Origin of the sequence: Microlunatus phosphovorus NM-1 (genome assembly GCF_000270245.1) — a bacterium.
Lineage (GTDB): Bacteria > Actinomycetota > Actinomycetes > Propionibacteriales > Propionibacteriaceae > Microlunatus > Microlunatus phosphovorus.
Window position 1 is genome coordinate 4,883,930 of sequence record NC_015635.1, and the last position, 19,671, is coordinate 4,903,600.

At 68.0% G+C, this 19,671-nt stretch carries 20 protein-coding genes and 1 tRNA gene; 5 read left to right on the forward strand and 16 right to left on the reverse strand.

The window, feature by feature from the left end; genetic code table 11:
- Positions 1-19: 19 nt before the first annotated feature.
- Entirely contained in the window at positions 20-262 is a 243-nt protein-coding gene (locus MLP_RS22175; RefSeq protein WP_013865436.1) for a hypothetical protein, read from the reverse strand.
- 122 nt (positions 263-384) lie between these two features.
- Between MLP_RS22175 and MLP_RS22180 the strand changes: the two genes are divergently transcribed.
- Positions 385-3,654: a hypothetical protein gene (locus MLP_RS22180; RefSeq protein WP_013865437.1), complete on the forward strand. Its 3,270-nt coding sequence runs from the start codon at positions 385-387 to the stop codon at positions 3,652-3,654.
- Positions 3,655-3,760: 106 nt separating this feature from the next.
- Here MLP_RS22180 and MLP_RS22185 read toward each other — a convergent pair whose 3' ends face one another.
- On the reverse strand, positions 3,761-4,165 hold the full coding sequence (locus MLP_RS22185) for a DUF1304 family protein (protein WP_013865438.1): 405 nt from the start codon (positions 4,163-4,165) through the stop codon (positions 3,761-3,763).
- Positions 4,162-5,253: a methyltransferase gene (locus tag MLP_RS22190; RefSeq protein ID WP_041790466.1), complete on the reverse strand. Its 1,092-nt coding sequence runs from the start codon at positions 5,251-5,253 to the stop codon at positions 4,162-4,164. Before MLP_RS22190 ends, MLP_RS22185 begins: the two co-directional genes overlap by 4 nt.
- 78 nt (positions 5,254-5,331) lie before the next feature.
- On the opposite strand from MLP_RS22190, the gene MLP_RS22195 reads away from it, so the two are divergent.
- Positions 5,332-5,757: a MarR family winged helix-turn-helix transcriptional regulator gene (locus tag MLP_RS22195; RefSeq protein WP_231851371.1), complete on the forward strand. Its 426-nt coding sequence runs from the start codon at positions 5,332-5,334 to the stop codon at positions 5,755-5,757.
- Positions 5,758-5,763: 6 nt separating this feature from the next.
- On the opposite strand, the gene MLP_RS22200 is transcribed toward MLP_RS22195, so the two are convergent.
- The gene (locus MLP_RS22200; RefSeq protein WP_013865441.1) at positions 5,764-8,334 is read right to left on the reverse strand and encodes a penicillin acylase family protein; all 2,571 of its coding nucleotides are present in this window, start codon (positions 8,332-8,334) and stop codon (positions 5,764-5,766) included.
- A 237-nt stretch (positions 8,335-8,571) separates the two neighbouring features.
- Between MLP_RS22200 and MLP_RS22205 the strand changes: the two genes are divergently transcribed.
- From MLP_RS22205 to mscL, 3 genes are all read left to right on the forward strand, one after another.
- On the forward strand, positions 8,572-8,931 hold the full coding sequence (locus MLP_RS22205) for an FmdB family zinc ribbon protein (protein ID WP_013865442.1): 360 nt from the start codon (positions 8,572-8,574) through the stop codon (positions 8,929-8,931).
- 63 nt (positions 8,932-8,994) lie between these two features.
- Positions 8,995-9,648: an SAF domain-containing protein gene (locus MLP_RS22210; protein ID WP_013865443.1), complete on the forward strand. Its 654-nt coding sequence runs from the start codon at positions 8,995-8,997 to the stop codon at positions 9,646-9,648.
- 110 nt (positions 9,649-9,758) lie between these two features.
- Entirely contained in the window at positions 9,759-10,151 is a 393-nt protein-coding gene (gene mscL, locus MLP_RS22215; protein ID WP_013865444.1) for a large conductance mechanosensitive channel protein MscL, read from the forward strand.
- A 28-nt stretch (positions 10,152-10,179) separates the two neighbouring features.
- Here mscL and MLP_RS22220 read toward each other — a convergent pair whose 3' ends face one another.
- The 12 genes from MLP_RS22220 to MLP_RS22275 all read right to left on the reverse strand — a co-directional run bounded on the left by MLP_RS22220 (position 10,180) and on the right by MLP_RS22275 (position 19,668).
- Complete coding sequence (locus MLP_RS22220) at positions 10,180-10,539, reverse strand: hypothetical protein (RefSeq protein WP_013865445.1); 360 nt, start codon at positions 10,537-10,539, stop codon at positions 10,180-10,182.
- Between the two features lie 13 nt (positions 10,540-10,552).
- Complete coding sequence (locus MLP_RS22225; protein WP_041790469.1) at positions 10,553-11,932, reverse strand: UTP--glucose-1-phosphate uridylyltransferase; 1,380 nt, start codon at positions 11,930-11,932, stop codon at positions 10,553-10,555.
- Positions 11,933-11,976: 44 nt separating this feature from the next.
- Positions 11,977-13,023 carry an alpha/beta hydrolase gene (locus MLP_RS26780; protein ID WP_013865447.1) on the reverse strand — a complete coding sequence of 349 codons (1,047 nt, stop codon included), beginning with the start codon at positions 13,021-13,023 and terminating at the stop codon, positions 11,977-11,979.
- A 165-nt stretch (positions 13,024-13,188) separates the two neighbouring features.
- Positions 13,189-13,491: a hypothetical protein gene (locus MLP_RS22235; protein WP_013865448.1), complete on the reverse strand. Its 303-nt coding sequence runs from the start codon at positions 13,489-13,491 to the stop codon at positions 13,189-13,191.
- 243 nt (positions 13,492-13,734) lie between these two features.
- A tRNA-Arg gene (locus MLP_RS22240) sits at positions 13,735-13,807 on the reverse strand.
- A 101-nt stretch (positions 13,808-13,908) separates the two neighbouring features.
- A complete protein-coding gene (locus tag MLP_RS22245; RefSeq protein ID WP_013865449.1) occupies positions 13,909-14,544 on the reverse strand; it encodes a DUF305 domain-containing protein in 636 nt (211 codons plus the stop codon).
- Between the two features lie 86 nt (positions 14,545-14,630).
- Positions 14,631-15,041 carry a thioredoxin gene (gene trxA, locus MLP_RS22250; RefSeq protein WP_331442790.1) on the reverse strand — a complete coding sequence of 137 codons (411 nt, stop codon included), beginning with the start codon at positions 15,039-15,041 and terminating at the stop codon, positions 14,631-14,633.
- 56 nt (positions 15,042-15,097) lie between these two features.
- Positions 15,098-15,871 (reverse strand): class I SAM-dependent methyltransferase, encoded by a 774-nt coding sequence (locus MLP_RS22255; RefSeq protein WP_013865451.1) that lies wholly within the window; start codon positions 15,869-15,871, stop codon positions 15,098-15,100.
- A gap of 33 nt (positions 15,872-15,904) precedes the next feature.
- Positions 15,905-16,603, reverse strand: a complete 699-nt coding sequence (locus MLP_RS22260; protein WP_013865452.1) for a metal-dependent transcriptional regulator — start codon at positions 16,601-16,603, stop codon at positions 15,905-15,907.
- Between the two features lie 90 nt (positions 16,604-16,693).
- Positions 16,694-17,530, reverse strand: coding sequence for a class II fructose-bisphosphate aldolase (locus MLP_RS22265; protein WP_041790472.1), 837 nt, complete (start codon positions 17,528-17,530; stop codon positions 16,694-16,696).
- On the reverse strand, positions 17,511-18,713 hold the full coding sequence (gene nagA, locus MLP_RS22270; RefSeq protein ID WP_013865454.1) for an N-acetylglucosamine-6-phosphate deacetylase: 1,203 nt from the start codon (positions 18,711-18,713) through the stop codon (positions 17,511-17,513). The genes MLP_RS22265 and nagA overlap by 20 nt, the downstream gene beginning before the upstream one ends.
- Positions 18,706-19,668, reverse strand: coding sequence for an ROK family protein (locus MLP_RS22275; RefSeq protein ID WP_013865455.1), 963 nt, complete (start codon positions 19,666-19,668; stop codon positions 18,706-18,708). The genes nagA and MLP_RS22275 overlap by 8 nt, the downstream gene beginning before the upstream one ends.
- Positions 19,669-19,671 lie beyond the last annotated feature (3 nt).

The following is a 19,671-nucleotide window of genomic DNA, read 5'->3' on the forward strand; positions in this document are numbered from 1 at the left end:
TGATCCTTCGCAATTCAGACTATCGGCGAAGCGTGTGCGAACCGGCCTCCCGCGCCCAGACGCCCCCGACGAGTCCGAGCCGGGCGGGTTGGCAAGAATTGACACCTGCCTGGATGATGACTTGGCCAGATGACTCATCCTCCTCATGCTCGCGCGCCCAGAGCGATGCCGGTCTGCCGGCCCACAGAATCGCTACCGCCGACAGCCAACTGCTGATCACGACCGCGATCACCCACGGGTAGCGCACATCGCCAGTGTCCATGCTCGAAGGCTCAGCCACCCGGATCCGCCCACGTATCCACTCCCCCACCCACGACTCTTGTAGGTAAGCCCAGACCTACGCCACGATGCGTCGAGTCAGGATTGTCGAGCTCGGGAGGGCCGATGAGCGGGAGCCAGCAGGAGGTGGTGCCGCAGCATCTACGCGCCCGGCGCTATCTGTGGGGACTTGCCATCGCGCTCGCGGTGGCATGCACCGTTGCGGTCGGCGAGATCAATGCCCAGTCCGGTCGGATCGTCGACGAACAGGGGCGGGCCTGGCCGTTGTCGGTGCTGGTCGGGCCAGGATGGATCGAGCGGGGCGCGGGCTGGCCCGAGGTGCTCACCAGTCTGATCAATGACCCGCTCTATCGAGCCCTGCTCAGCTGGTTCCTCGTCATCAATGTGGTCTTCATCGTCTGCTATGCCGCCGTGCTCGCCGGACTGGTGGCCGCCCTGTTCCGGACCGGACAGGCGCGGATCGCGATCTGGGCGTTGGTGGCGATCCTGGTCCTCGCCGATCTCGTCGAGAACCTCTGCATCCTGGTGCTGATGATCACCAGGTCGCCGTCCGGACCGGTGGGACTGCTGTGGTGGTGCACCACAGCCAAGTGGGTTCTTCTCGTCCTGGTCGCGGCGATCCTGCTCCTTCGCTTCGTCGTTCCCCAGTCCAAACAGGAAGGCGCCGACGGCGGCGGCGTCAACAGTCCGAAAGCGGTTGTCGTCCGGAGTCTGCGAGCGCTGATGCATCATCGCTTCTCCGTCGCGATGATCATTCCGCTGGCCGTGCTCACCATGCTGTCGGGCAGCGCGATCCTCGAGCAGCTCCCCGACGTCCAGCGCCAGTGGGTGTCCAACGGACTCCAGGGCTGGCTGCAAGCCGGCTGCGCCGTCATCGCGCTGCTCGGGGTCGGCTTCCTGCTCGAGGCACTCGGCCGGTTCCGTACGGGTTGGGCGGTGCGCCACCAGATCAACCCGGCGAACCCGGGCTCCAGAACAGCGCCCACATCCACGACCCAGAAACCCGAGAACCCAGGGAAGCCCGAGAACTCCAGGGTGCCCAAGAAGCCCTGGGTCAGACCCCTGATCCGCCGCCTCCTCGAGGATCTCTTGCTGATCCTCCGCCTGCTCGTCGAGCTGGTCACCAACCCCCGGCGGCTGGCTGCTCGGCTGCATCATCTGGCCGGCAAAGGAGACGCGCTGCTCAGCCTGTGGTTGCTCGGTATCGCGATCCCGGTCGTCGCCGCGCTGATCGCCCGAGTCTTCATGCCCCCGGCCAACCTGCTGAGCACCCGACTGCTGGTGTTCTGCGCCGTACCGCTCGTGGTCGTGATGGTCTCCTGGGTCCTGCGCCGAGCCTGGCAGATCCGCGAAGACTGGTACATCCCCGATCGCCCGCCCGAGTTCACCGCGCAGGAAGTCAGTCTGATCAGATTCATCGGGCGGGCATTGGCGCTCACCGCTGTCACGGTCGGTGGGATCGGCCTGATCCGCTCCTTCCTGTCGGTGGTCGCCCTCGGACCCGAGGTCACCGGCGTCGGGCTCGGGTTGTCGGTCCTCTTCCTGGCCATCGGCATCGTGGCGGTCGTGCTGCCGTGGGTGATCAGCTGGGCCTTCGTCGCCGGAGAAGTGCCGGATCCGATGGCTTCGATGGGGAGCACAGCGCCGGCCCGGCTGGCCCGGCGGTGGGCACTGCTCGGCGGCGTGCTGGCGCTGTTCCTGGCCATCTCCGTGTTCCCGGGGCAAGCCGCGTACGCCGGTGTCTCCGCGGTCACCATCACCTCGCTCACCCTGCTGATCGGCATCGCCGCCTCGGCCGGCCTGCTGATCCAGGAGCGCCCCACCGCCGAGATCTTCCGGCTCCTCGGCTTGCGGCGTACGCCGTTGGTCAGCGTCCTGGTCCTCGCCATCGTGCTCGCCGGTCTGACCGTCGGCGGCAGCACCATCCACCAAGTGGTCGACACTCCCGCTCAGGACTCGCCGCGGCGGCCACCGGTCGGCGACATGGTCCAGACCTGGCTGAAGCAATCCGGCGGCTGCGAGGTCGACGTGAACGGCCAGCGCGCCCGGCCGATGATCATGGTGGCCGCCGAGGGCGGCGGGATCCGGGCCGCCTACTGGACCGTGAAGGGCCTGGCCGCCCTGGACAGCGGGACCGGGGGCTGCGGCGCCCACTCCGTGCTCTTCTCCGGCGGCGCCAGCGGTGGCTCCACCGGTCTGACGGTCGCCCGCTTCTCCGGTACGCCAAGCGATCCCGGCACCGGGCGGGCCGTCGAAGCCGTCAAGGCCATGGCCGAGCCGGACACCCTCGCCCAGGCAGTGATCGGCACCTTTGTCCGCGATCCCCTCTACGCTGCGACCGGCGTCCCACTGGGCAGCTCCGGGGTCGCACCGGCCGGCACCTGGGCCGATCGCGCCCGGCTGATCGAGCTCGGCTGGGATCGATCCGCCGTCGGCCAACCATGGGGAACCCAACCCTTCCTGAGCGCCGATTCGACGCTCTCCCCTGCCACCGGTCCACTGGTGATCAACTCCAGCAGCGTCGCCAGCCAGTGCCGGGTGTGGGTGAGCCAGCTCGACCTGGAGCAGCCGGCGGCCTCCGACGGTGAGCAGCAGTGCGACCACCAGGTCAGCCCGGGCGCCCGGACGGTCGACCTGTTCGCTGCGTACGGCCCGGCCGGCGGCACCGGCGACCACTGCCTGGGCACCATCACCGCCTCCACGGCGGCGCTGCTGACCGCGCGCTTCCCCTACGTCACTCCGGGCGGCGTCGTCGGCGGCTGTGACGTCGACGAGTCCCAGAACGGCTTCTGGCCGCGTACCCAGCTGATCGACGGCGGCTACATCGAGAACACCGGACTGGCCACCGTCACCGACTTGTCCGCCCAGTGGCTCGCCCAGGTGCGCGGCCACAACGAGGACGTCGTCGCAGGCCGGTCGAACGAGCCGCTGATCATCCCGTTCGTCGTCTTCTTGACCAACGAGCAGGCCACCGCCGGCCGGCTCACCGAGCCCCCGGCACTGCAGAGCGAGTTGCTGTTGCCGGCGGTCGGTTATCTCCGCGGCTCGGCGACGCTGACCCGCACAGATGCCCTGCTGCAGCGGGTGTCGACCACGGTGCGTACCCGTTCGATCTGCCCGCCGTCACAAAAGGACCAAGTCGACTGTGACGCCATCCTGGCCGCGTTCCCGCGCCGCGTGATCGTGGTCGACCGGACCGCCCAGCCCGAGGTCACCGCCCCGCTCGGCTGGGTGCTGTCCAAGGCCAGCATGACCGGCCTGGACCGGGCGATGGAGCACCAGGTGCAGACCACCTGCACCAATGGAGCGACCGACCCGTCCTGCCTGCGTGGCTACGGCACCCTGGGTGACCTGCTCGGCTACCTACGACGCTGACCGCGGGATCTTCAGGAGCAAGACCCACGTCAGCTGTCGAGTGTCCCGCATTGCCGGGACCGCCCTCAGACCCAACCGCCCATGCTCGTGGGGGCAGAACTCCGGCTCAGCCGGACACGGCAATGGCGACCAGGGCGACGGCCGGCAACACCGACGACGCGAGGGTGCCCTTGATGCTGCCACCACGGGGACGCCAGAAGCCGAGCAGGTCGGCGACGCCCATCGCCAACGACGCGAGCAGCATGTAGCTGCAGCCGACGATCACGACGACGGTCCCGGTCGCCAGGTCGCCGTAGTTGACGAACCAGAGCCCGGTCAAGGTGATCAGACCAGCCAGCGCATTGCGGGCGCCGATGCAGAACGACCACAGCCGTACGTGCTCGAGTCCATTCGGCTCGATGCCGAGGAACCGCTGCACCCAGGGCCGCTCGATCAGGAACGCCTCCAGCGGGAACACGGCGATCAGGAGCAACGCCGAGAGACCGGCGCTGAGCTGGGCGACGGCATTCATGGCTGCCTGCCCGGGACGGCTTCGATGAGCGAGATGGTCGAGATGGTGGGGATGATCCGGGTCAGCCGGAACCCGGCCCGGTCGAGCAGCGCATCGAACTGCCGGGCGGTACGTTCCCGGCCGCCGACGAAGACCATCATGTCCAGATCGAGCAGCTTCGCGAAATGCGGCGCGTTGCCCGGCGAGATCACGCTTTCCAGCAGCAACAAGGTCTGGTCGTTGGACAGCTGGCGGCAGAGGTTGGACAAGATCGCCACCGCCTGCTCGTCGTCGAAGTCGTGGATGACCCGCCGCATCACGTACAGATCGCCGTCGCTCGGCACGGCCTCGAAGAACGACCCGCCCTCGACTCGGCAGCGCTCACCGACCCCCGCCTGTCGCAGGTGTTCCTCGGCCTGGTCGACCATTCCGGGCAGCTCGAACAGGACGCCCTTCGCGGCAGGCGCCGCGTCGAGGATCAGCGCCAGCAGCTCACCGTGCCCGCCACCGATGTCCACGATCGTCGAGAACCCCGTGAAGTCGTACGCCGCTTGCACGGTCGGCCAGTCCAGCGCAGACAGCCGAGTCATGGCGTTGTTGAAGGAGGCCGCGAACTCGGGATCGTCGTCGAGGTACTCCCACAGGGGCTTCCCGAACAGCAGCTCGGCGCCAGGCGTGCCTGTCTCCACGGTGTCGGCCAGACGACCCCATGGTCCCTGGTAGCGCGGATCGCCGAGCATCAAGACGACGGGCAGCATCGAGTTGGACACACCTGAGCGAAGGGCGCTGGCCAGCAGGGTCAGCCCAAAACGGCCTTCCGAGTCCTCGACGAACACCCCGTACGTCGCGCACGCCCGGAGCAGCCGATAGGTGGCGTCGGGATCCGAGCCGACCTCGGCGGCGATATCGGTCGCGGATCGCGGTCCGCCGGCCAGCACATCGGCGATCCGAAGCCTGGCCGCGGCATAGATCGCCTGCGTCGCCATGAAGCCCGATGTCAGTTCCAGGAGTCCGATCTCGGGCGGGACCATCCGCTGGACCAGGCTCTGCAGCCTGGTTCGCACTCCGTTGGCGACCTGGATGACACGCGTCGGAGGAACCCTGGTCATCACCCACCTCCTTGTATCGTCAGCATTACTGACTACCTTCATGATGGTCAGCAAAGCTGACTATTGTCAAGGGTGGGTGTGACTGTGGATCTCGCGACGCTGATGCTCATCGCCTACCGCGCCATGGACGACCAGGTGATGCACGCGATGCATCAAGCCGGCTTCAAGGTGACCATTGCCCAAGGCCGGCTCGCGCAGCGGATCGCGCCGAATGGATCCCGGCTGACCGACCTGGCTGAACAGGCCCAGGTCACCAAGCAGACAGCGAGCCTCCTGGTGGACGCTCTGGAGCGGGAGGGCATGGTGGAACGGGTACCCGATCCGGCCGACGGACGGGCCCGGCTCATTCGGTTCACCGAGCGAGGGCAGATCGCCTCGGCGCACGCCATGGAGACGGTGATGCGGGTGGAGCGCACCTGGATCGAGCACCTCGGGCCGGAGTTGGCCGGGTCGCTCCGCGAGGCGCTCACCAAGCTCCGCGAGATCACCGACCCGTACCAGTGAGCGAGTTCAGCCGGTCGGGACCAGGTCCAGCCGGTGTTTGGCTTGGCTCTCGACGCTCGTCCGGGAGGTGGCGAAGGGCAGGGTCTCCCCGTTGACCCACAGCGGCGCCTGGTCGTCGTAGTTCGGGTGGTAGGCATGCCCGGAGTTGCCGCTCTGGTTGATCCATTGGGACTTGTCCAGATCCGACAGGTCGACCACCATCCGCATCGTCGGCCCGGAGTCGACCCGATAGCCCTGGGTGTCGTCGAAGGACATGGCGTTCACGACCTCCGGCCCGCCGCCCACCGGCCAGTCGCCGCGGTTGAACAGTTTCTCGATCGGGCGGATCCCGCTGGACCCGAGGGTCTGGTGGCGCAGCGTGACCCGGTGCAGCTTGCCCCACTCCCAGCCGGTGGTCTCCCGCGAGATCAGTGACGTCAGCTCCTTGCGGGCATCGGTCATCGCGGCCCGCAGGATGTCGTCCCGCCGCTCCCGGACATCGGGGGTCCGCGTGTCGTCCCACCACGCATTGTCCGGGTCGTCCAACAGGTTCGTCAGCACCGCGTACCACCGGCCCCCGCCGCCCGGCCACAGCTCCTCGGGCATCTGGTCGCGGAACGTCCGCTCCAAGATGTTGTGCACCACCACGAAGAAGTACGCCGCCGCGGCCGAGTCCTTCGAGGCCGAATAGTCCCAGCCCACCAGCGTCTGCTGTCCCTCGGCGACCCAGCTGGCCGGTGTCGTCGGCGAGTCGGCCACCGACAGCTTCAACAGCCGCGGCACCAGCACATCGGCGAACCGCACCACGTCCTCGTTCTGCAGCGCGAGGTTCTGCGCCACGCTGATTCGAGGGTTGGCGCGCAAGGCGTCGACGATGGTCTGGCTCCGCCAGCCGTAGGAGTAGGTCGAGCCGAGCTTCCGGGGGTAGCGCTCCTGGCCGATGATCTGGTTGTTGGCCGTGACGATGTAGCCGTCGGCCGGGTTCTCGGCCCAGGGCAACTCGGCGAACGGGATCAGGCCCTTCCAGTCGTACGCGGGATCCCAGCCCGGCGCCACCGTGTCGCCGTCACCCCGGCCGCGCTCGGGAATCGCCCCCGGCAGCTGATAGCCGATAGTGCCGTGGATGTCGGCATAGACGAGGTTCTGCGACGGCGCACCGAGCAGCTTCGCCGCCGCCCGGAACTGAGCGAAGTCGCCGGCGACATTGATCCGCAGCAGCGCGTCCATGGTCCGGCTCGGCTGCAGGCCGGTCCAGGCGAGGGAGACCGCGTACGCCTCCCGGTCCTTGCCGGCCGCGCCGGCGCCGACCCGGCGCAACTGCTCCCAGGCGTCCGACAGCAGCGGCCCGTGCTTGGACGAGCGCACCGTGATGGTGCGCGGCGTCGCCTCGCCGGAGACCTTGATCTCCTCGGTCCGGGTCGCCAGCGGCTCGTACTTGTCGCCGACCCGGACGGACTCGCCCCGCACCTGCTCGAGGTAGAGATCCTGCACGTCGACGTTGCTGGTGGTCAGCCCCCAGGCGATCGTCGCGTTGTGGCCGATCACCACGCCGGGCATCCCCGCGAAGCTGTAGCCGCTGACCTCGAACGGACAGGCTTTGGAGACGGTCCGGCAGTGCAGACCGGTCTGCATGAAGGTCGAGGGAATCGAGGTCGCCAGGTGCGGGTCGTTGGCCAGCAGGGGTTTCCCGGTGTCGGTCCGATCCCCCGCCACCGCCCAGGAGTTCGAGCCCGTCGCTCCGTCGACGCTACGGTCGGCGATCATCGTCGGCAGTTGGCGCAGTGTCTTGGCGACATCCCGCAATGCATCGGTGTAGGCACTCGTCTGGGCCTTGGCCAGTCCCTCCGGCAGCACCCGACGGTTCCCCGGCGGCGCCGCCGGGTCGAAAGCGCCGTCCCGGACGGCACCGGAGGTGACGATCGGCGTGAACCCCTTGAGCGGATAGTCCGGCCACAGCTCGGCCGTCTGCTTCGCACCGACCGTGGCCAGCATCAACGACGTCTCGATCTCGCGGTCCAGGTTGGCACCGAGGTCCCAGGCCATCGCCTTCAGCCAGGCCAGCGAGTCGACCGCGGTCCACGGCTCCGGTGTGTAGTCGAGGCCCTGGAAGCCGAGCAGGCTGTACTCCAGCGAGATGTTGGCCGCGCGATGCGACTGCAGATAGGCGTTCACCCCGTCGGCGTACGCGTCCAGATAGCGTCGGGTGCTCGCCGACAGCAGTGGCAGCTCGGCGGTAGCGACCCGGCGCCAGCCGAGAGTACGGATGAAGGTGTCGGTCTCGACCTGCGAGGCGCCGAACAGCTCGGACAGCCGACCGGCGGTGATGTGCCGCCGGACGTCCATCTCGAAGAAGCGATCCTGGGCCTGCACATAGCCCTGCGCCTCGAACAGGTCCTCGGCGTTGTCGGCGTAGATGTTGGCGACACCCCACTGGTCGCGGATGACCTGGACCGGGGTCGTCAGGCCCGGCAGACTGATCTCGCCGTCGACCTGCGGGAAGGGCCGCCGGACGGTGGCCACCGAGAGGCCGGCCAGCCCGACCAGGGCCAACACGACCACGAACGCGGCGAACAGCAGCCAGCGGGGTTTTCGCAGCACGCGCCAGATGATAGGCGCTGATACCCCGATGGGCAGCGTTCCACGCTCTCACCCGCCCATTCGACTCTTCCCACCGCCCACCCACGTCGCAACCGGTCGCAAATTGGTACGACTCGTGCGTTATGGCCACTGGTTAGCAATCGGTATGCTTGAGTGCTAAGTGAGCGAGTCAGGCCGACATCGGGTCAGGCCAAACGGGTTCAGCCCAAACAGGTCAACGCAGAAGGGGAGATCGCGATGCCCACCTATCAGTACCGGTGCAGCGACTGCGGCAACGAGCTCGAGGCGGTGCAGAAGTTCACCGATGCCGCGCTGACCGATTGCCCCACCTGTGACGGCTCGCTGCGGAAGGTGTTCAACGCCGTCGGCGTGGTGTTCAAGGGCAGCGGTTTCTATCGCACCGACAGCCGGGCCGACCAGAAGAAGAAGTCCGGCAGCGGAGCCTCGAAGTCCGACAGCTCGAAGTCCGACTCCGGGGAGAAGAAGACCTCGACGACCGAGAAGAAGTCGGAGGGCTCGGGCAGCAGACAGCCGGTGGCCGCGGGCAGTTCGTCGGGTTCCGGCAGCTCTGGTGAGAGCTCGTCCACAGCCGCCTGACCCCTTTCCGAGGGCCTGTGGATAACCGCGGTCGATTTTCCGCGACGTCCTTAGGTTCTCGGCATGACACCACGTACCAGTCCTCCAGCCCGTCTCGATCGTCCCCTGACCGCGCGTAGCTGGGTCGTCGGATTCCGCCGCGCCCTCCGGCGTCACCGCCGCAAGCTCGCGATTCTCGCCACCCTGGCCGCTGTGCTCACCGGACTCACGGCGCTCGCCCCACCCCGGCCGGACACCGTCTCGGTGGTGACCGCGGCCCGGCCGCTCGACGGCGGGCACACCGTGACCCCCGATGATCTGACCCGGACTGCCCTGCCACCGGATGCGGTGCCTGTCGGCGCCTGGAGCGATCCGGCGGAGGTGATCGGCCGTACGCTCGCCGGCCCGCTTCCGGCCCGGCAGGTGCTGACCCCGACCTCGTTGCTGCGCGAACGGGCCAGCAGGACGAGCAGCGTGGTCGCCCCGCTGCCGCTGGCCGATCCACGCGTCGCTCAGCTCGTCGAAGCCGGGGACCAGCTCGACGTGCTGGCGGCCGACTCCCAATCCGGCAAGACCAAGGTGGTCGCCACCGCCGTACGGGTGGTCACCGGCGGGATCGGCGGGGACAGTGACGCGACCGGATCCGAGGGCCTGGTGCTGGTCGAGGTCAGCCCCGCGACGGCGACCGCGCTGGCGGCAGCGGCGGCCACCAGCGCGCTCAGTGTGGTTTGGCGGTAACCATCACGTGACAGACCCTCGCACGCAACGGATCCTTGTTAGTGTCGACTTACCAAGCTGCCGCACTCATCCGGACTGCGACAAAGATCAAAGTTAGGCACCTCATTCCTATGGCCAACAAAACTCTCGAGGGTCTGAAGGACTTCCTCCTCCGCGGGAATCTGATCGAACTGGCCGTCGCCGTGATCATGGGCACCACCTTCGGGGCCGTGGTCACCGCGTTCACCGATCTGCTCCTCGACATCATCGGCAAATTCTTCGGTACGCCGAACTTCTCCCAGGTCGCCGTGGGCGGCGTCAACCTGGGCGCCTTCCTGTCGGCCCTGTTCACCTTCCTGCTGACCGGCATCGTCATCTACTTCTTCGTGATCACACCGTTCAACCGGCTCTCGGACCTCACCAAGAAGAAGGACGAGGCGCCCGCACCTCCCGTCGCGACGAGCGAGGATCTGCTCGCCGAGATCCGCGACCTGCTGAAGGCTCAGGCCGACAAGCAGTCCTAGGAGGGCAGTGTTGAACGGCGGCTTGAGTTCAGCCGCCGTGATGGGGCGGGCGGTCGGCCATCAGCCGTCGCTCGTCCGCCGTCAACGCCCGGTCAGTCACCACTGGCCGGGCGTTCGTCGTCAGCGGACCCAGTGCGCCGACCAGGGCCCGCCAGGCCGCCGCGTACTGGGCCGCTCCGAGCCCGGTACGCAGGTCCGGCGGCACCTCGTACGGCCACCGTCCCGCGCCCCGCGCAGCGAGGACCTGAGGACGGACCGCCGGCACCCCGCCGAGGTCATCGAGCAACCGGGCGATCTGCGGCACCCCCGGCTCAGCCAGCTCTCGGATCGGCGGCCCCAGCAGCGCGTACGCCAGCGCCGCGTGCCAGCGCGGTAGCTCGGTGCTCACCAGGAGATGCCGATCAGGAGAGGACTGTGCCGGATCCGACCGTGGCCCGCTCTCCGGGGTCGGCCAGCGTCACCGCGCCGGTGACCACCACGGCGTCCTCGAAGACCCAGTCACCCCGCACCGTCAGGCTGGTGGCCTGCTTGAGCGAGGGTGCCCCTGCCGGGAAACGCTCAGCGAACTTGCCGATCGTCTTGTAGTACTTGCTGTCCAGGTCCACCAAGGGGGCCGGGTCGGCGACCCTGCTGAGCAGGCCGTCGGCACCCACCTCGTACACGTCCGACTGCAGCAGCAGCAGATCGTTGGTGGTCTTGACCGGCAGGAACCGCTCCCGCCCGACACCGATCGCGGTCGCACCCTCGAAGACCTCGATCGCCGCACCCATCGCCGACTCGATCTGGATCACCGGGGTCGAGGACGAGTCGGCCGGATCGACGGTCTTGGCGTTCTTGATCAGCGGCAGCCCGAGGACGCCGTTGCGCTCGGCGAGCGTCTTGGCGAGCAGCTCCAGGTCGAACCACAGGTTGTTGGTGTGGAAGTACGGGTGCCGGAACTCGTCGGTGAAGTAGTGCATCTCCTCCGCCGACGTCTGCGCGGTGTCACGCAGGATGAGTTGTTGGTCGGCCTTGCGGATCGCCAGGTGCCCACCCTTGCGGTCGGCAGCGGTGCGCCGGCAGATCTCGGCCGCGTACGGTGCTCCGCTGGCCGCGAACCACCCGGCGATCCGTGCGTTCGGCGCGGCGCCGAGGTTGTCGGAGTTCGAGACCGAGGCATAGCGATAGCCGGCCGCGACCAGCCGCTCCAGCACCCCGGAGGCGAGCAGCGCGGTGTAGAGATCGCCGTGGCCAGGTGGGCACCACTCCAACGTCGGGTCGGCCGGCCACTCGACCGGGGTCAGGTCGTCGGCCCGCAGCTTCGGCTCGGAGTTCTGCAGGAAGTCCAGCCCGAGACCGTCGACCTCGAGATCGGGATAGCGGCTTAGGGCCGCCAGCGTGTCGTCCTGGGTCCGGAAGCTGTTCATGAAGATCAGCGGGAGCTTCGCGCCGTACGTCTGACGCGCGCTCACCACCTGCTCGACGATGATGTCGAGGAAGGACTTGCCGCCGCGAACCGGCAGCAGCGACTTCGCCTTGTCCATGCCCATCGAGGTGCCCAACCCGCCGTTGAGCTTGATGATGACCGTCTTGGCCAGGGCAGCTGCGGCATCCTCATCGCTGATCGCCACCGAGTCGAGCAGATCCGGATCGGTCAGCGGCTCGATCGAGTCCTCGGCGATGACGCCGGTGACGCCCTGCTCCAGCTGCCGGTAGTAGTGGCTGAACACGTCGATGGCCTGTGAGGCCACCCCGGCAGCGATCATCTTCTGTTGCGCGAGCGCGAGCCCTTGGTCACTCATGGGCTCGATCCTAGGGAACTCCTGGGGAACGCTGTGGCCCCGGCTCACTTGGACTTCGGCTTGGGCGCCAGCGAGTTCATGAACTCCAGTGTGGCCTGCCGGATCTGATCCTGTGCTTCCTGCCGGGAGATCGTGGGAGCACCGTCGCCGGACTGCTGGCCGTAGTCGCCGAAGTAGGCGTGATAGCCACCCTCGATGACGACATAGCGAGTCGCCTCGGGCAGATTCGGCTTCCCCTCGGCGATATCACCGGGGCTGACCAGTCCATCCGCCGAACCGGAGATCGACGTGGTGATCAGGTCGTTGCGGACCAGTTCGTTGCCGGGCGCGGACGCATAGAGCAGCAACCCGATCACCGGATTGCTGTCGGCAAAGGCGGCGGCAACCGCGCCACCCGAGTCGTGGCCGCCCATCGCCCAATAGCGAATCTCGGAGTGGTTGTCGATCACCGTCTTCGCCGTCCCGTCATTGGGCAGCGCCACGCCGTAGGCCGGCTTCACGATCGCGACCAGATAGCCGGCCTCGGCGATCGGACGGAGGACGTTCGCGTACGCCCGTGGATCCACCCGCGGAGCGGGCACGAAGATCAGGCCGGCCTGCGGCTGAACGGTCTGCCCCTTGGCGTTCTTGGTGACCTTCTTCATCTCGTACCAGGCCAGGCGATCCGACACCTGGACGCCGTCTCCGGAGCGCATCGCAGCGATCGCGACCGGCGTGGCCGCGGCCGGACGCGCCCACGCCATGCCGACTGTAGCGATCACACAGATGACCAGTGCCGGCACACCGAGCGCGATCCTGACCCGGGCCCGTCGGCGCAGCTGCTCGGAGGTACGCCGGCGTGGCACGTCGGAGTCGTCGTCGACGTAGGCGTCGTAGCGGGCTCCGACGGTGAGCGAGCCGAACGCCCAGAAGAGCGCGATGATCCCGGTGAAACCGAGCACGATGCAGGTCGCCAGCATCGCCGGCTGACCGTTGAGCAGCACCGACCAGCGGCTCCAGAGCAGCCAGACACTGACGCCGACCATCGCGATGCCGACCGGCAGCCAGCACAGCGAGAGTGCGATCCGACTGGTGGTTCCCGGCAGTGACACCTGAGCAGTGTAGGTGCCGGGCAGAACCAAACTCGGATTCGGTTGGCTTGCCAGGCAACTCCGTGACAGATCCGCGGCTCAATCAAGAAGACGCGGCGTTTCGGGGCCCCAGCGGCCCTTGACCCCCATCTTTGTCATCGCTTCACCGATTGTCCGCAATGCCGGTCACCGGATCCACATCCAGTATGCAGAGATCGCCGCCGGGATCAGCCCGAGCAGAAACGCGGGATGCCAGGGTTTGCGCCGGTTGAAGAGGAGGACGCCCACGGCGGCGGCAAGGCCCAAGATCAGTCCCATCGCCCAGAGACCGATCGCGTCACCCATGCTGGTCTGCGCGCGATGCGGCGCGTACGCCGCCAGCGCCACGGTCGGTGCTCCGAACACGACACACATGATCGAGGAGATGACCACCCGCTGGACGAGGTCGAGGCTCTTCTCCTCCGCTTCGGCGCTCCGATTCATCTCCACGCCGCTAGGGTGCCAGCCCTCGGGCAACGGCCCCATCAGGCCCGAAGCGTGGACACCTGCGCCCGCCATACTGCATCGCGGGGGGTTGGGCGACGCGATTGCGGAACTGGTAGATGCCATGCACGGATTGCACATCCGCCACTCGATTGTGGAGTGCGGCCGAGCTCGCGCATCCAGTGGCGACTTCTGGATGCTTGGCGGGCCCCGTGGTCGGGGCGGTGCGTCTTGCGCCCCCAGCAGTCGCGCCCCCAGCAGGATTCGAACCTGCGACACAGGGTTTAGGAAACCCTTGCTCTATCCCCTGAGCTATGGGGGCCGGCCCGACCAGCCCACCAGGTACGAGGGACCTGAGCGCCGTCGGGACGGGCCAAGGTTACCGGTCTTTCGGTGCCGCGCTCGACAGCCTGACGGCCGGCGTCAGCGGCCGAGCATCTTGTTCATCTCGACGATCTCCGCCTGCTGACTGACCACGATTGTCTCCGCCAGCCTCTTGACGTCGGGATCCTGCCCGACACCCAGCACGTTGTTCGCCATGTCGATGGCGCCCTGGTGGTGCTCGACCATGCCCTCCAGGTACAGCTTCTGCCCGGTCGGCCCGTCGGCCTTCTGCAACTCCGCCAGCTGCTTCTTCGACAGCATCCCGTCCATGTGACCGGCATGGTCCATCGAGCCCATGTGCGAGTCGTCAATACCCCAGTCGGCCAGCCAGCCCTTCATCTGATCGATCTCGGGCTGTTGTGCGGCCTTGATCTGCTCGGCCAGCTTGCGTACGTCGGCGTCGACTCCCGACTTGGCCAGCAGCAGATCGCTCATCTCCACCGCCTGCTCGTGGTGCGGGATCATCATCACCACGAACATGATGTCCGCAGGGTTCTTGGCGACCGAACCAGGGTTGCTCGCACCGGCACTCGGAACACCGGAGCTCGGCGCTGCGGGTCCTCCGCCACCGTCCCCCGTGTTGCCCGACTGGCCGCCGCTGCAGGCAGCCAATGCCAGCACCAGGGTCACACCACTGACAACGGCCACCAGGGCCCGCCGGAACTTCTTGTTCATGCCGTCACGGTAGCAGTGAGGACACCCATACCCGGCAGGGGTATAGGTCCCGAACGGCAGGGCCTACCGACCCGGGAGAACGACGATCAGCTGTCGCCGTGCTGCGCCTGGAGCTCGGCGACCTTCTTGTGCACCTCGACCATGTCCAGACCCTTGACGGCGTCGATGACCTGCTTGAGAGCCGGTCCGGGCAGCGCGCCGGCCTGGTTGAAGACCAACACACCCTCGCGGAAGGCCATCAGCGTCGGAATGCCCTCGATACCGAGCTGCCCGGACAGGGCCTGGTTGGCGTCGGTGTCCAGCTTGGCGAAGGTGATGTCGCCGTACTCCTCGGAGGTCTTCTCATAGATCGGGGCGAACCGCTTGCACGGACCACACCAGTCGGCCCAGAAGTCGACCAGCACGATGTCGTTCCCGCTGATCGTCTTCTCGAAGCTGTCGGCGTTGATGTCGATGGTGGCCATGGCTCTCGATTGCTCCTCGGAATGGTAAGTCAGCTCCCGGGATCACCGGGCACGACTGGACCAACGCCGCACAGCAGTCGGACTATTCCCTACTTGATCGCGACCAGCCGGCGCATCGGGATGGTGACGTCCACCGACCCCTTGCGCTCCACTTTGTCCTCCAGCAGCTCGATCGCTGCCTCCACCCGCGACCAGCGGGTCTGCGGCAGATAGAGCGCCGACATCACCAGCTCGGCATCGGCCCGCGAGGTGACGGTGAAGTGGTATCGCTCTCGCTGATCCTCCACCCGGCGCATCCCGTACGCGTGCAGGGTCCTCTTGAATCCGGCCAGTTCCACCGGACCGGGAAACTGTGGCTTGGTACGCAGCCTCGTGCTGACTCGCGCCAGCAGCCGTAGATCTCGCGGTGACACCGGACGCGCCGCCGGTGCGATCGCCGCCAGCACCCCGCCCGGCCGCAGCACCCGGGTGATCTCGCCCATCAAAGCATCCAACGGAGTGATCACCACCAGCCCGATCGAGCTGGTGATCGCGTCGACCGACCCGTCCCGGAACGGCAGCCGCAAAGCATCGCCGCGCACCCACGGCCCGGGACCGCGTTCGACCGCCAGCTGCAGCTCGGCGTCTGAGATGTCGAGCCCGATGACCGTGCGGCCATCGCTGGCCAGCTCGCGCGACATCGGCCCCGACCCACAGGCGAGATCGAGGACAGTCCGGGCATGACCGCCGACGGCCCGCGCCAGCCAGCGGTACGGGGTGTGGTCCTCATCGATCGCGCGGGACAGCACCGCCTCCACCACGCCGGGCCGGTCGCGATGGAAGTCCGCCAGATACTGGCGCCAGCTCACCTCGTCGTCACTCATCGCGAGCCCAGCACCGCCCTCCTAGTGGTGTGTCTAGACCCGGCTGACGAACAGATGGGACGCTGCCTCACGATCGAGCTCACAGCCCGGCGCGCCCGCTGGGGTCAGTCGGACACCGAGCCCACCCGCCTCGGCCTCGACCTCGACGCCCGGCTGGATGCCCGCCTGACGCAGGGTTCCCATCAGCTCGACGTCCTTTTGGATCTCCTCGCTCATCCGATGGATGACCACGCTGACCGCGCCGTCACCGCTCTGGTGGACGAGTGCGTCGAGTTGCTCGTTGCCGGCCCGGAAGTCCTCGACCTGCCGGTCCACGCCCAGCTCGTCGAGTCCCGGGATCGGGTTGCCGTACGGCGACTCCGACGGCGCGTTCAGCAGATCGACGAGACGGCGCTCGACGTCCTCGGAGATGACATGCTCCCAACGACAGGCCTCATCGTGGACGAGCTCCCAGTCCAGGCCGATGACGTCGATCAGCAACCGCTCAGCCAGCCGGTGCTTGCGCATCACCCGAGTCGCCCGGGCTCGTCCCTCCTGGGTCAACTCGAGATGCCGATCACCCTGCACCCGGACCAGGTTGTCCCGCTCCATCCGGGCCACGGTCTGCGACACCGTCGGACCACTCTGATGCAGCCGCTCGGCGATCCGGGCGCGCAGCGGGACGATGCCTTCCTCCTCCAGCTCGAAGATCGTCCGCAGATACATCTCGGTCGTGTCGATCAGATCGCTCACGCTGTCGTCTTCCCTTCGTACCGCCGTCGGCTCCCGTGCAAGGGTAGAACATGGCACCCAGTGCCGATACCGCTGTGCGAAACTCCCGGTTCAGGCCGACCCTGCCAGCAAGGTCAACAGCCTGGCCGCCTCATCGGCGACCTTGTCCCGGGCCGGCCCGAGATACTTGCGCGGATCCACCAGCCGCGGCTGGCCGGCGAGCGTGTCGCGGACCGAACGGGTCAGCGTGACGTTCAGATGCGTACCGATATTGATCTTGGTCAGACCCGCCTGGACGGCCCGGACGAGCTCGGCATCGGGCACGCCGGAGGAGCCGTGCAGGACCAGGGGCACGTCGACCACAGCCGCCAGCTGAGCGGCCAGCTCCAGGTCCAGCGTCGTGGTGCGCTCGACCTGAGCATGCGAGCTGCCGACCGCAACGGCCAGGGCGTCGACCCCGGTGTCGTTCACGAAGGTCACCGCCTCGTCCGGCTTCGTCCGAGCCGTGACCGCGTGTACGCCGTCCTTGCCGCCGACCTCGCCGAGCTCGGCCTCCACCTGGATGCCGTGTTTGTGACAATGCCGGACCACATCGGCGGTGATCGCCACGTTCTCGTCGTACGGTCGGCGCGAGCCGTCGAACATCACCGAAGTGGCGCCCAACGTCACGCCGGCCCGCACCAGATCGACATCAGTGACATGATCCAGATGCACCACCGCGGGGATATCCGCGTTGCGGGCCAGCGCGACCGTCGCGGTCAGAATCGGCTCCAGACTGCGGTGATAGAGCACCGCGTTCTCCGAGACCTGCAAGATCACCGGCAGTCTCGCCGTCTCGGCTCCCCAGATCAGCGCCTCGGCATGTTCCAGGCAGATGACGTTGAACGCACCCACTCCGCGGCCCTCGTCGATCGCCGGATCAAGGACCTCACGTAGTCCTGCCAGCATGGCTCGAAACCTCCTCATCTGCTCGCGGCACGACCCAGGAACCGCCCTGCATCACGCGCAGCAGTTGCCCATGATCGTCCACGACGCACAGATCGGCGCGGCAACCGGGGGCCAGTTCACCGACCGCGTCGAGCCCGTGCCAGCGGGCCGGCGTGGTCGCCGCCATGGCCGCGACCTGCTCGATCGAGTAGCCCCAGCCCACCATCCGCTCGAACGCCGCGGCCATCGTCAAGGTGGAGCCGGCGATCGAGCCGGGCGTACCGCCCGGGGTCACCAGCCGGGCCTGGCCGCCCCGGACCGCGACCCGCAGCTCGCCCAGCGCGAAGTCGCCGTCCGGCATGCCGGCGGCCGCCATCGCATCGGTGACCAGCGCTACCCGGTCCACGCCGGCCGCCGCGACCGCCAGCTCGATCACCTGCGGATGCAGATGGAAGCCGTCGGCGATCAGCTCGATCTCGCACCGGTCATCGGCGAGGAGTCGAGGGATCGGCCCGGGCTCGCGATGGTGGATCGACGGCATCGCGTTGAACAGGTGCGTGACCACGGTCGCCCCGGCGTCCAGGGCGGCGGCAGCGGTCGCGTCGTCGGCGTCGGTGTGCCCGATCGCGACCACGATCCCCGCATCGGCCAGGTCTCGCACCGAGGCCAGCCCGCCGGGCAGCTCTGGAGCGAGGGTGACCATGGTGACCGCACCCTGGGACCGCTCGACCAGCCCCATGACCACCGCCGGCTCCGGATCTCGCAGCAGGTCCGGATCGTGCGCGCCCTTGCGTCGCGCCGACAGGAACGGCCCCTCCAGGTGAATGCCCGCGAACTCACCGGCCTCCACCAGCGGCTGGAGCACCGCGATCTGTGCGGCCAGCATGTCCAACTCGGCGGTCACCAGGCTGGCGATCGCCGTTGTCGTGCCGTGCTCTCGATGGAACTGCCGGGCTCGCCGGGCCTCGTCGGGGTCGGTCGTCGCGTACGTCGCTCCCCCGCCCCCGTGACCGTGGGTGTCGACAAACCCGGGCACCACCCAGCCGTCGATCTCCTCGGTCACCCGGAACGTCGCCGGGTGGGAGTCGGCCGACTCGATGCCGATGACCTCCCCGTCGGCGATCACCAGCACGGCTCCGTCGAGCACGCCGTGGGCAGCTGTGACCAGCTGGCGGCAACGGATCCGGGTGGCGTGCTCACTCATCGGTCCTGCTCTCAGTCGATCGGAGGCTCTTAGCTGATCGAACGTGGTCCCAGCCGAGCAGGCCGGCACCGCGTACGCCGGCATCCGAACCGAGGCTGGCGACCGTCAGCTGCGGTCGGCGGTGGAACGACAGCCGGCCGTCCAAGGCTTCGGCGAGCTCGTCCATGATCAGGTCAGCGGCGCCGGACAACCCTCCGCCGATGATCACCACTTCCGGGGCCAACAGCGCCGCGTACGCCGCCAGTGCCTCGGCCAGTCCGGCGATCGCCACGGCGAACGCCTGCAGCGCAGCCTGGTCGCCGTGCCGGGCAAGCTCGGCGACCTCCAAGGCACTACGCCGGAACCCGGTGGTGTGCCGGTAGCTGCGGGCCACTCCAGCTGCCGAGGCGATGGTCTCCAGACAGCCGTACGCGCCGCAGGCGCAGTGCTGATCGGCAACCGAGACATGGAGATGGCCGATCTCACCGGCGAAACCCCCCGCTTCCAGCAGCCGGCCATCGACGACGGCCGCGCCGGCGATCCCGGTGCCCAGCGGCAAGAACAGCAGGTTGTCCACGTGCGGATGGGCGCCCAGCCGCCACTCGGCCAGTCCACCCGCCCGCACGTCGTGACCGATTGCCCCGGACATCCCAGTTTGCGCGTCGAGCAGGTCCCGGATGGGTACGTCACGCCAGCCTATGTTCGGGGCCACTCGAACCACCCCGACCCTGGCGTCGATGATGCCCGGTGCGACGAATCCGTACCCCACCGTCGTCAGATCGGCCCGTGCCCGCGCAGCGCCCTTGATCAGACCGGCCAGCCAGGCCGGCGGCACCGCGCCTCGCTCGTCGAGCCTGGTCTCTACCCGCTGGACATCGGTGATGTCACCGGCCGCGGTCACGTACGCGATCTTGGTCAACGTGCCACCGAGATCGATGGCCACGACGACCTCCGGGCGACCACTCAACACGGTCATGAC

Bases quoted from the DNA above. Each gene is read 5' to 3' on its own strand.
- MLP_RS22185 (WP_013865438.1), bottom strand. From the start codon at position 4,165: ATGAATGCCGTCGCCCAGCTCAGCGCCGGTCTCTCGGCGTTGCTCCTG.
- MLP_RS22190 (WP_041790466.1), bottom strand. From the start codon at position 5,253: ATGACCAGGGTTCCTCCGACGCGTGTCATCCAGGTCGCCAACGGAGTG.
- MLP_RS22175 (WP_013865436.1), bottom strand. From the start codon at position 262: ATGGACACTGGCGATGTGCGCTACCCGTGGGTGATCGCGGTCGTGATC.
- mscL (WP_013865444.1), top strand. From the start codon at position 9,759: ATGGCCAACAAAACTCTCGAGGGTCTGAAGGACTTCCTCCTCCGCGGG.
- MLP_RS22265 (WP_041790472.1), bottom strand. From the start codon at position 17,530: ATGCTGGCAGGACTACGTGAGGTCCTTGATCCGGCGATCGACGAGGGC.
- MLP_RS22245 (WP_013865449.1), bottom strand. From the start codon at position 14,544: ATGAACAAGAAGTTCCGGCGGGCCCTGGTGGCCGTTGTCAGTGGTGTG.
- MLP_RS22205 (WP_013865442.1), top strand. From the start codon at position 8,572: ATGCCCACCTATCAGTACCGGTGCAGCGACTGCGGCAACGAGCTCGAG.
- nagA (WP_013865454.1), bottom strand. From the start codon at position 18,713: ATGAGTGAGCACGCCACCCGGATCCGTTGCCGCCAGCTGGTCACAGCT.
- MLP_RS22255 (WP_013865451.1), bottom strand. From the start codon at position 15,871: ATGAGTGACGACGAGGTGAGCTGGCGCCAGTATCTGGCGGACTTCCAT.
- MLP_RS22275 (WP_013865455.1), bottom strand. From the start codon at position 19,668: ATGACCGTGTTGAGTGGTCGCCCGGAGGTCGTCGTGGCCATCGATCTC.
- MLP_RS22180 (WP_013865437.1), top strand. From the start codon at position 385: ATGAGCGGGAGCCAGCAGGAGGTGGTGCCGCAGCATCTACGCGCCCGG.
- MLP_RS22225 (WP_041790469.1), bottom strand. From the start codon at position 11,932: ATGAGTGACCAAGGGCTCGCGCTCGCGCAACAGAAGATGATCGCTGCC.
- MLP_RS22210 (WP_013865443.1), top strand. From the start codon at position 8,995: ATGACACCACGTACCAGTCCTCCAGCCCGTCTCGATCGTCCCCTGACC.